This window comes from Streptomyces sp. RLB3-17 (assembly GCF_007113425.2).
Lineage (GTDB): Bacteria > Actinomycetota > Actinomycetes > Streptomycetales > Streptomycetaceae > Streptomyces > Streptomyces mirabilis_D.
Genome location: NZ_CP041610.2, coordinates 12,013,285 through 12,022,941 on the forward strand (window position 1 = coordinate 12,013,285; position 9,657 = coordinate 12,022,941).

Annotated in this window: 12 protein-coding genes; 2 read left to right on the forward strand and 10 right to left on the reverse strand. The window is 68.5% G+C overall.

Annotated features, from left to right (window positions below; translation table 11 throughout):
- Nucleotides 1-132 precede the first annotated feature (132 nt).
- Together FNV62_RS54335 and FNV62_RS54340 are read left to right on the forward strand one after the other, a co-directional pair.
- Entirely contained in the window at nucleotides 133-546 is a 414-nt protein-coding gene (locus FNV62_RS54335; RefSeq protein ID WP_144316367.1) for a hypothetical protein, read from the forward strand.
- Between the two features lies 1 nt (nucleotide 547).
- Nucleotides 548-2,770, forward strand: a complete 2,223-nt coding sequence (locus tag FNV62_RS54340) for a caspase, EACC1-associated type (protein WP_144316368.1) — start codon at nucleotides 548-550, stop codon at nucleotides 2,768-2,770.
- A 776-nt stretch (nucleotides 2,771-3,546) separates the two neighbouring features.
- On the opposite strand, the gene FNV62_RS54995 is transcribed toward FNV62_RS54340, so the two are convergent.
- From FNV62_RS54995 to FNV62_RS54385, 10 genes are all read right to left on the reverse strand, one after another.
- On the reverse strand, nucleotides 3,547-3,723 hold the full coding sequence (locus tag FNV62_RS54995) for a hypothetical protein (RefSeq protein ID WP_205523222.1): 177 nt from the start codon (nucleotides 3,721-3,723) through the stop codon (nucleotides 3,547-3,549).
- Nucleotides 3,720-4,013 carry a hypothetical protein gene (locus FNV62_RS54345; protein ID WP_144316369.1) on the reverse strand — a complete coding sequence of 98 codons (294 nt, stop codon included), beginning with the start codon at nucleotides 4,011-4,013 and terminating at the stop codon, nucleotides 3,720-3,722. Before FNV62_RS54345 ends, FNV62_RS54995 begins: the two co-directional genes overlap by 4 nt.
- Before the next feature lie 233 nt (nucleotides 4,014-4,246).
- Complete coding sequence (locus FNV62_RS54350; protein ID WP_144316370.1) at nucleotides 4,247-5,080, reverse strand: hypothetical protein; 834 nt, start codon at nucleotides 5,078-5,080, stop codon at nucleotides 4,247-4,249.
- A gap of 98 nt (nucleotides 5,081-5,178) precedes the next feature.
- Nucleotides 5,179-5,385, reverse strand: a complete 207-nt coding sequence (locus FNV62_RS54355; RefSeq protein WP_144316371.1) for a hypothetical protein — start codon at nucleotides 5,383-5,385, stop codon at nucleotides 5,179-5,181.
- Nucleotides 5,382-5,855 carry a hypothetical protein gene (locus FNV62_RS54360; RefSeq protein ID WP_225900778.1) on the reverse strand — a complete coding sequence of 158 codons (474 nt, stop codon included), beginning with the start codon at nucleotides 5,853-5,855 and terminating at the stop codon, nucleotides 5,382-5,384. Before FNV62_RS54360 ends, FNV62_RS54355 begins: the two co-directional genes overlap by 4 nt.
- Nucleotides 5,856-5,922: 67 nt before the next feature.
- Nucleotides 5,923-6,171: a hypothetical protein gene (locus FNV62_RS54365; RefSeq protein ID WP_144316372.1), complete on the reverse strand. Its 249-nt coding sequence runs from the start codon at nucleotides 6,169-6,171 to the stop codon at nucleotides 5,923-5,925.
- A gap of 261 nt (nucleotides 6,172-6,432) precedes the next feature.
- Entirely contained in the window at nucleotides 6,433-7,437 is a 1,005-nt protein-coding gene (locus FNV62_RS54370; protein WP_144316373.1) for a DUF932 domain-containing protein, read from the reverse strand.
- A gap of 171 nt (nucleotides 7,438-7,608) precedes the next feature.
- On the reverse strand, nucleotides 7,609-7,761 hold the full coding sequence (locus FNV62_RS54375; RefSeq protein ID WP_164657690.1) for a hypothetical protein: 153 nt from the start codon (nucleotides 7,759-7,761) through the stop codon (nucleotides 7,609-7,611).
- 61 nt (nucleotides 7,762-7,822) lie between these two features.
- Nucleotides 7,823-8,320: a hypothetical protein gene (locus FNV62_RS54380; RefSeq protein WP_144316374.1), complete on the reverse strand. Its 498-nt coding sequence runs from the start codon at nucleotides 8,318-8,320 to the stop codon at nucleotides 7,823-7,825.
- 78 nt (nucleotides 8,321-8,398) lie between these two features.
- Nucleotides 8,399-8,746 (reverse strand): hypothetical protein, encoded by a 348-nt coding sequence (locus FNV62_RS54385; RefSeq protein WP_060897833.1) that lies wholly within the window; start codon nucleotides 8,744-8,746, stop codon nucleotides 8,399-8,401.
- Nucleotides 8,747-9,657 lie beyond the last annotated feature (911 nt).

Sequence of the window (9,657 nt, forward strand, 5' to 3'; positions counted from 1 at the left end):
ATCAGCCCATCAGTTGCGCCCACCGTTCCGGCGGTGGTTCACCGGTCACCGCGTACAGGGGCAATAAGACCTACTTCAGCGGCAAACGTCGAATGGAATTTTCCGCATAGCGCACGCGAAATAACGAGAGAGATGCTGGTTATGCAGGCTCAACTAGTGATCAAAATTCAGTCGCACGCCGCGGACGCGAATGAACTGGACGCTTTGACCCGGAATCTCTGGGAGGAACTGCGGTCTGTTGACGTCCCCAGCGTGGACCGGCCGGCCGCGGCCGAACGTCCGGAGGGCAGTCGAGGTCCGTGCGCCGAGACCATGGGCACGCTGGTGATCAGCGGGGTGACGTCGGCAGCCGCCATGAGCGCCATGGCGCGCACAGTGATCGCGTGGATCCGCCGCGACTGCGAACGGTCTGCCGAACTGGAGCACGGCGACAGCAGACTCACTCTCCACGGACTCTCCCGGGACGACTTGCACGCATTGAGTGAGGCGTGGGTGCGCGACGCGATGAACGGCACCGGCCGCGATCCAAGCCAGGACGGTGGCTGAGATGGGCCGCTATGCGCTGCTGGTGGCAACGGGCAGATACGACGACCCAGAACTGAGCCGACTCCGCTCGCCGGCCCAGGACGTCCGCGAACTGAAGGCCGTGCTGGAACATCCTGAGGTCGGTGGCTTCGACCAGGTCACCGTGTTGGAAGATGCCTGTCGTCAGGATGTGGCCGACGCGGTAGAAGCGGTCCTGGCCGACCGGCAGCCCGGCGATCTCGTCCTGCTGCACTTCTCCTGTCATGGTGTGCAGGATCCTTGGGGCCGACTCCACCTCGCCACAACGGACACCCGGCGAGGTCGGCTGACAGCATCCTCGTTGGCAGCCGATGACCTCAACCGCCTACTCGAGCACTCCCGGGCGCACGCCAAAGTCCTGCTACTGGATTGCTGCTACAGCGGCTCCTTCGCGGCAGGCCTCCGTCCCCGCGCAGGAGGAACCGATGTGCTGTCAGGCCAGTTCGCGGCACGTGGCTACGTGGTACTCACCGCCTCCAGCGCTCTGGAGTACGCCTTCGAAGGCGAAGTACTCTCCCTGGACTCACCGCGCCCGTCGGTCTTCAGCGGCGCAGTCGTATCAGCTCTCACCAGCCCCGAAACCGACCGGGACGGCGACGGATGGATATCGGTGAGTGACCTCCACGCGCACGTGTACTCCACTGTGCGGGCCCGTACCCAGCAGACTCCCACCTACTTCGCCCACGGAGTCCAGGGCGAGATCCGGCTTGCCCGGGCGCCGAGAAGCGATCTCGACTGGAACGATGTCCCTGGCAAACGTGCACGCGAACGGCCATGGGTCCCCGCAGTTGAGTCCGCCGCCCTCGGCGTCGCCGCCCTCACAGCGACTTCGGCCGCTACCGCCCCGCTGCTGGCCGACGACGGCTACGGGGGATATCTCATCCCTCTTGGTTCCCCGCCAGCACTCTGGTGGTACCTCGTTCCGATGCTGCTCGCTTCGCTCAGCGTCGCATGGTGGGCCGGGCGCGTCGCCCGCCGCAGAGTGATTCTCGCAGCATCCGCCTGTTTTGTGGCGGCCGGACTGATCGCCGGCCTCATACCGGGCACGGCCGTGCTACCCACCGCACGAGCCGTACAGGGCACGGCGGGAGGCGTGATGGCGGCATTCTCCGTCGCCAGTGCGATCGCACTGGCACAAACGGGAGAACGCCGATACACACTGCCCTGGGTCGCCATCCTCGGCCCGGTCGGTGCACTCGCCCCGATGACGCCGGAGGTCGACGCCTTGCCGAACCTGCTGGACGGGCGCTGGCCTTACCTACTCACCGCGCTGCTCGGCACACTGCCCCTCGCCGGCAGTTGGTTCCTGGGGTTCTTATCACCCGCACCCGCACCGGCAGCTGCACGCTCCGCTGTCCGCACGCCCCGCCCGCACTTGGCGGCCATCGGGGCGGTGTTCTTCGGGGCAGCGTTCACGGGTGTGGCAATGGCCAGCCGTACTGTCAAGCTCGGCAGCACCTATGCCCTGGTTCCCTGCACAGTACTGCTGGCTGTCGCTCTGGCGGTCGTACTCACGCTGCGCGGCCGGCAGAGCTTCATCTCCATCCGGTCAGCGGGCGCGCTACTTGTGGCAATGGCGGCGACGGCCACCACATCCGGAGCAGCGGCACTGGAGTCCTGGTTCGGGTCGTATATCCGTGGGACTACCGCTGGATCAATCGGTCCTCAGTACACTTTAGACCCCGCCCACGGTCATGGCGGCACCGTCTTCGCCGCCGCACTGACCGGGCTGGCCGTCGCCCCAGTGCTGGCACGTGGACTGCTGGCCAGGCTCTCGCACACCGCCGTCATACTGGGCGGCTTCGCAGTCTGCTGCGCCGGACTGCTCCTGCTGTCCACCGCTGCCGCATCTGTCACAGTGGCCGATCTGGGATGGCGCGCGGCACTCAGCAGTTTCGGTTTCGGGCTGCTGCTCGTCGCGCTGCTGCAGTCGCTGGCAGGCAGCACGACGGCTGAAGGCACAGGGGTCGCCGGCGCACTCGTTTCGTTCCTCTGGACGCTCTGCGTCATCACCTCCGCCTGGACAGATAACGCCAATATCTGGAAAACCGAGAAATTGACGGATGGTCCCGAACCCTCCGACGCAAGTGCACCCCCCTGGGTAGCAACCCTGCTCGGCGACGGTTTCCACATTCTGCTGATCACAGTCGCGATCGGCGTCCTCCTCGCCCTGCAGATCTCTCTCCGCGCACGAAGCCGCGAGTAGGGACGCGGCGACCACTGCCCCTGCTGCCGCGCTGTGGCGTAGCCAAGCGCCGTCAGCGGCACGGCACCAACGTACGACGGTGGCAGCGGCTCCAGCACGCTCTCCGGGTGGGGCCCGGTCTCAACAGGTCTTCCGGTACGGGACGCTGGGCAGGTATGTCTTCCAGTCGGCCCGCGACAGGCCCGCTCCGGCCCGCTTGCATACGTCGGCGACGAGGTGGGACGTGCCACCAGGCGACGGCGCACCGGGCGGTCCACCCGAGCGTGCGGCGTACCGGCTGCTCGGAGATCGCCACCCCGCCCCGGGGGCGGTCGAGGAATCCGGCCAGGGCGGCGTCGGCACGCTGGAGCGTGGCCACCTGGGGGGGCGATGCGCTCGCGCAGCTCGGCCAGGGCGGCGGTGTGCGCGGGCAGCAGCCGCTGACGGATGTGGTCGGCCGTGTGCCGGGCGGTGGCCTTGGCCTGGCTCTCGCTGGGGCGCGGGCGGCGCAGGGCCGTGACCGTGATCGCCTTGACCTCGATACCGTGCGCGGCGGCCTGCTCGGGCAGAACCGCGGTGACGGTGATCCGGGTCCGGGGGCGGTTGGGGGTGAGTTCCAGGGCGCGGCCGTCGGCGTAGACGACACGCACCCGGCCGGTGTCGCCGTCCTTCTCGGTGCGGTCGACGCCGAGCTGCTCGGCAACCGAGCGCGTGAGGGACTCAAGGCCGGCGGGGGTGGACAGTTCCATGAGGGGGTCTCCTTCGAGGAAGTGGACAGGGGACTCGGGGTGGTGCGCCTACGGCGCAGGGGGCTTGGCGTCGCGCTGGGCGTCGTGGCGCTCGGCGTCGGCGCGGGCGTCCCCGGCGGTGTATCCGGTGTCGCACCAGGCGTGGCAGAGCTGTCCGGGCGGGGCGTTGCAGGTCTCGCACCGTTCTTCGAAGTCCTCGGGCCTAAACGGCGGTGGGCTGCTCATGCCGGGACGTCCTTGATGTGCTCCGCCACCAGGCGGGCGGACAGGACCGGGGCCCTCGTCATCAGTGCCGCGCAGCTGGCCTGCCAGATCTGCCCCGGACTGGACGGGGATATCTGGAAGTTGGTGGCCGGGCTGACCTGCCACATGCGGCCGTGCGGGTCGGTCACGGCGTAGGTGAGGAACTGCGGGTCGTCCTGGCGGCCGTTGTCGCTCCAGTCAAGGCCAGCGGCGGTGAGGGCGCGGCCGAGCTGGGCGCAGCGTTCCGGGGTGGCGTGCTCGAACGATGCCACGGGATGTCTCCTCGCTCACACTCGAACTGACGCGTTCCATAATACCGTTTACGGCGGGTGGGGCAACTGGTTTCCCGGGGCTGCCCCACCCCTCCGGCACCGGTGCCACTAGGGGCGCGTGAGCATGTTGTTCCTGGGCGGCAGGGCGACCGTGCGGGCCTAGCGCGAGCCGGCGGTGAAGGTGGGAACGTCGGGGCGTGTGCGCTCGCCCGGGGTCATCAGCCAGCGCACGATCACACCATCTCCTTGGTCTCTGGGTGCGCCTGGGTTCCCCTGCGGCCGGTGCGGCCGCGCTGCTGCTGGGTGCGCAGAGACGTGACCTCGGCCCGGTACTTGTCTGCGCGGACCCTCTCCTCGGCGGCGCGCTCGAAGTAGTAAGGGGCCTTCCACTCCAGCACGTGGATGTCGCGGGCCTGCGAACCCGGGTAGTCGGCCAGCATCAGCGGCAGTACAGGGTGCGGTTGGGCGATGAACCAGCGCAGCGCGGTCCACCAGGCGGCCACGGCCGCTTTGCGCGCGGGGTGGGCGGACTGCGACTCTGCCGCGCAGCGGACCGCTTCGGCGTCGGCGTGGGCGGCGGCCCAGTTGAGGAACCGCAGCAGTCCGGGCGTCTCGCGCAGCCTGGACGCATCCAGGATCAGGGGTAGGTCGTCGCGCTGGGCGACGTCTTCGGCGCACGCGCGCAGAACGGCGGTGAGCGTGGCGGCCGTCTTCGGTGACGGCTCGTTCCCGGCGGCGGTCGACAGCGGATACACGGATACTTCGGGGTAGTCGCCGTAGTCACCGGGGTAGCGGGTCAGGCTGCCGTGGTAGCCGCTGTGGCCGTGGGCGAGCCGCGGCAGGGCGTCGTCGGGGGCGGTCGTCGCGTAGGCGTTGACCGGGCCGAGACAGGCGCGGACGGCGGTGAACTGGTCCCAGTGGCGGGGGTGGTGGGTTCCGGTGACGTGCACGCTGCCGCGCATCGCCCCGTGCAGCTCGAACACGACGGCGTCCGTGCGCCGGGGGCCGGCGGTGGCGCGCACGATGCCGGTGGGCGTCTCGATGGTGAGGGCGTCGGTGCTGGACATGGGCGGTTCCTCTCGCGGTAGGGCGGACGGCAAGTGCGGGAAGTCGCGGTGGTGGCCGGATCGGCCGTCCGCCCCGTGGAGCGGACGGCGTCGGCGGGTCACTCCTGCGGCTGCTTGTGACGGCGGAGGTTGCCCGGGTCGGTGAGGGAGGTCTCCTTGCCGCACGCGCACTGGGCCATGCGGCGGCCGTGCAGATGGGAGAACTTCGGGCCCGTCGCGCTGGCGTTGATGGTGCGGACGGTGCCGGGGACCGGCTCCTTGTTCGTGCAGTAGCCGTCCGGTGTCTTGGCGGGCTTGTCACTCATGGGCGTTCTCCTCGGTGGGCTCGTCGGGGTGGTACAGGGCGGGCGCGGGGTAGGCCAGGCGCGGTGACGTCGGGGCAGGGCGTGAGCGCTTCCTGCAGTTCACGGCGGTCCATGGGGTGCAGCCATCCGTCCCGTACGGTCCAGCCGCAGGCGCGCGGGAACGGCTCGTCGGCGGTCGTGGCCACCAGGACGGCGCGCCGGATGGTGCTGTACTCCAGGGCGAACGTCAGCAGCGCGAAGAACCGGAGGTAGCCCTCCTCGGTGTGCTCTACCCGCAGCGGCGACGCCCCGGCGGACAGAGACAGGTCGGCGGTGACGACCGTGTCGTTGGTGCGCTCGGCCACGATGTTGAACTGGTGGCTGCCCTCGCCGAGTGCGACGAGTAGGGCGGTGAGCGCGTTCATGGCGCGGCTCATGGCGGCCGCCGTGGCGGCGTCATCGGGACGGATCAGCTCCGGGCGTGCGGGCATGAGGGCTCCCTGCGGCTGGCGTGACGTGGGGTTGCGCCCCGACCGGGGCGCAGCGCAGCGGTGGTGATCAGTTCCAGTTCTCGGGGGCGGGGCGGCACCGGGCCTTGAAGGCCGCGGCCTCCTCCTCGGTGGCGGGGCGCCAGTCGGCCGTCTGCTCCGCGAGGGAGCGGAACACGGTCGACTCGACGTGTTCCCGGTGGTCGTCCGCACTCCGGTAGGTGATGTGGAACCGGTCAACGGCCGTGATCTGCACGGTTGTCGCACCGTCCCGGTGGTGGTCCCAGGAGACGTACTGGCCTTCCGCGAACTGGGGCATGGGTTTTCCTCCGTGCGTGACGGGCGGTGAGTACCGGGGGCCGGCGCGCGCGTGCTGTGGCGCGGCAGGGTCTTCTTGGCGCGCGGTCTGCTCCGCAGACGCGACGCGCTGCCGCTACGCGGCAGGGGCGGGCCGGGGAGCGCTCCGCGCTCCTGAGGCGGGGTGAGCGCTCCGCGCTCGGGCGGGGCGGCCTCTGCGGGCCTGTGGGGGCCGGGCGGGCACCCGTGGGGGAGTTGGGGCGCCCGCCCGGCGTTCAGGGGGTCAGACCGTGGTGAGGGCGAATGCCTTCTCCATCAGGTCGTTCGCTGCGCCGCTGATGACCCGCTCGGCGCGGGCCTCGGCCTTCTCTGCGTCGGTCTTGCCCCGGGTCGGGGCGACGTGGTTGGCGTACTCGGTGAGCGCGTTGTATCCGGCCCACCGCGTGCCCCGGATACCGGCCTGGGTGTCGGCGTGCTCGAACAGGTTCGAGATCGCCCCCCACCGCTGGCGCTGGTTGGTCTTGGTGCGGGCGTGGTCGCTGTCCTTGACCGGCCACAGCTCGTCCACCACCGACTTGAGCTCACTGAGCGTCATCTCGGCTTCGATCATGCGCTGGGCGGCCTGCTCGAACTCCTCGGCGTACTTGAACGTCAGACCGAGGGCGGAACGGGCCTGCGCGATACGGGCCTTGGCTCCGGCGGTGTGCCGCACCACGAACGAGGAACGGGCCCCGTGGATGGCCGCGCGCATGGTGTTCGCGCACACGACCCGGACCGGCGTCACCACGATGCGGAACGCGCTGCCTCCGTCGTGGCTGTTGAACGCCGCGATGTACAGATCCACGTCGTCGTTCCCGCCGATCGTGAGGGACTGCGGCATCTTCATGGTCAGGAACACCTGACGGCCGTCCCTGAGCGATCCGGCGGTCTCGAAGTGCGCTCCGGACTCGTCGGCCAGCAGGTTGAGGAACTCGGCGTGCTCCTCGTTCTGCACGGGGTGGTAGTCGCTGCCGACCACTCCGAGCGTCTGCGTGCGGCCGGTCTTCGGGTGCGTGCGCGCGGTCGCGAAGTGCTGCGCGACCTCCAGCGGCGCGACCCCGTCGGGCGTGATCTCGGTCGCGGTCAGGGGGAGAAGTCGCACGTTCCAGCCGGACAGAGACGCGATGCGCATGGCCTCCTCGGCGGTCATCGCGCCGTCGGTGACGGTGCCGAGCTTGTGCCAGGCGCTCGTGTTGGCGGAGGCGAAAGCGGCGGTGCCGTCGGTGAACTGCTCGATTTCGTGAGCCACTGGGGCTTCCCTTCTGGTGACGAACTTTCGGCGTGTCCGGTAGGGGGCCAACCCTTCCGAACTGGTTCCATAATACCTAACTCCGGGGGTGGGGCAACCGATTAAATCTCCGGCACGCCCCACCCCTGGAGCGACGCTCTGACCTGCGGCTACAGCGTGGCGAACTTGATGTCAGCAGCCGTCGCCGTAAGTGCAGTCCATGCACTGGTTGCCGCCGCAGTTCCCGCAGACGTAGTCACGGGGGACCGACTTGTCGGTGTCCTCGTCGTAGACAGCGTCACGGATGTAACCCCGGTCGCATGAGCAGGCGTTTACACAGGCCATGGGGGCTCCTGTTCCCGTCTGAGGTGTTGTGGTTTGGGCTCCTGGGCGCGAACGGCCAGGCCTACATCTGCCAGTGCTGCGGCAATGCGGTGACGCTCTCCGCGTGGACTCCGGTCAGTGCGGTGACGAACGCGCCGTTCCTGTACTCGCTGAGGCGGTAGAGAACAGACTCTCGTCCTCGGCGGTCCAGTTCGCGCTCAATGCGCGTCACCCAATAGCGGCCGTGGCAGCACTCCTGCGACCCGTGGTAGCTGACCAACTGCCCGATGCTGGGGCCGCTGTCCGCGTGCAGGGCGGCGGACAGGTTGGCCAGGGCCGTACCGAACGTGTAGGGCGGCAACGGCACGTCGGCCAGCGCGGGCCCGGTGTGCCCGGTCCGTACGCCAGAGATCCAACCCGACTCGAACAGGGGCCGGGCCAACTCGCGCACGGCGTGCGCGAAACCCGTGTTCGCGGGGAGCTGCTCCAGGGCGGCCCGGAATGCGGCCTCCATCTGCTCGCGCTCGCCCTCGGTCGCCGGAATGGCGCGGTGTGCGGGCTCAATGCTCGTCAGGCTCACAGTGACTTTCCCTCCGGTTGGTGTAGGTGGTGGGGATGCCCGGGGGGCCCGGTGGACCGGACCCCCCGGAATTTCCTCCTACTTCAGGCCGCGCGTCCGCAGAAATTCACTGATGCGGAATGCGACGGCGCGCACCGAAAGGGATGCACCCCGGAAGGTTCCGAGAATGCGGGGCCCGGTGTCGCTGTCGTGGATGATGTGGAACTCGAATCCCTGAGCGACCGGCAGAAGAATTCGGATGGGACCGGCTGTTGTCTCGAACCGGATAGACGTGGTGTTGTCGTCCTGGTTGTGCTCGATGACGGCGTCTCGGAGGAGTTCCGGGCGCGGGAGATAATTGGCGATCCGGCGGGCCTTCGCGGCCTGAGGGGTCGTGATCTCGTCCGTGCTGGGAGCGACCTTGCCTCCGCTGATGACGATTTCCACGCTGACGCCTTTCTGTTGACGAACGTTCGGCGGTGCCGGTTAGGGGGCCACCCCTTCCGACATGTTCCATAATACAGCAGTCTTGATCTGTTGCACCACCTCACGCGCAAAACTCCTGCGCTATCTCTTGCGCCATCTCCTGACCCTGACTGGCGGCCGGCCTCCGGGCATACCTGGTCAGCCGGCCTTTCCGCCGTGGTCGGGGAGCTGACATCCCCTCTGCTGCCGCTCTCCCTGCCCGAATGAGAGAAAAAGGGTGGGTGCGGGCGTGGGTGGCGCGGCGGCGTCGGGGATCGGGGCGGGTGGTTGTGTTGCGCGTCGGCGGGGCCTCCGCGCGCTGTCGTGGGGCCCTGGCGGGCACTGGGACGGTGTGAGTGGTCTGGTGGTCCAGCCTGTCTGTTGTTGGGCCGGTTCCTGGTTGGTCGGTCTTCCGGGGGTGTGTCTGCTCCTGTCTTCTCCTCGGTCTGTCTGTCTCCTGGAAGGTGTCGGTCCTGCCGGAGGCAGGCACACCCCCCAGGAACTGACCCAACATCCCTTGCCCCGAAAGGAGTTGGGCCCCGGAGGGGCCCTTTCCTTTCCTGGGTATTCCGTGATTTACTTATCTCACACGGAATACCAATCCAATTCCCTCCGCTTTTAAGGGAATCGGAGATTCCCCCAAATCTCTTCCTGGACAACACACATGACAACCCCTCAACTCATCCCCCAACTCAAACCTCAACCCCCCACCCACAAAACAAAACCAGCGCTTTACGCTTTTCCGTGCCGGAGGCACACCCGCTTTTCGTTCCGGAGGAACGCACGTTATGGAATGGCCGGAGGCCAATTCCATAACGCCCCACCGGAGGTGGGCAATTCGCGCGGGGACGCGCGAAACGAGCGGAGCGAGTATTCGGCTGCCGGAGGCAGAG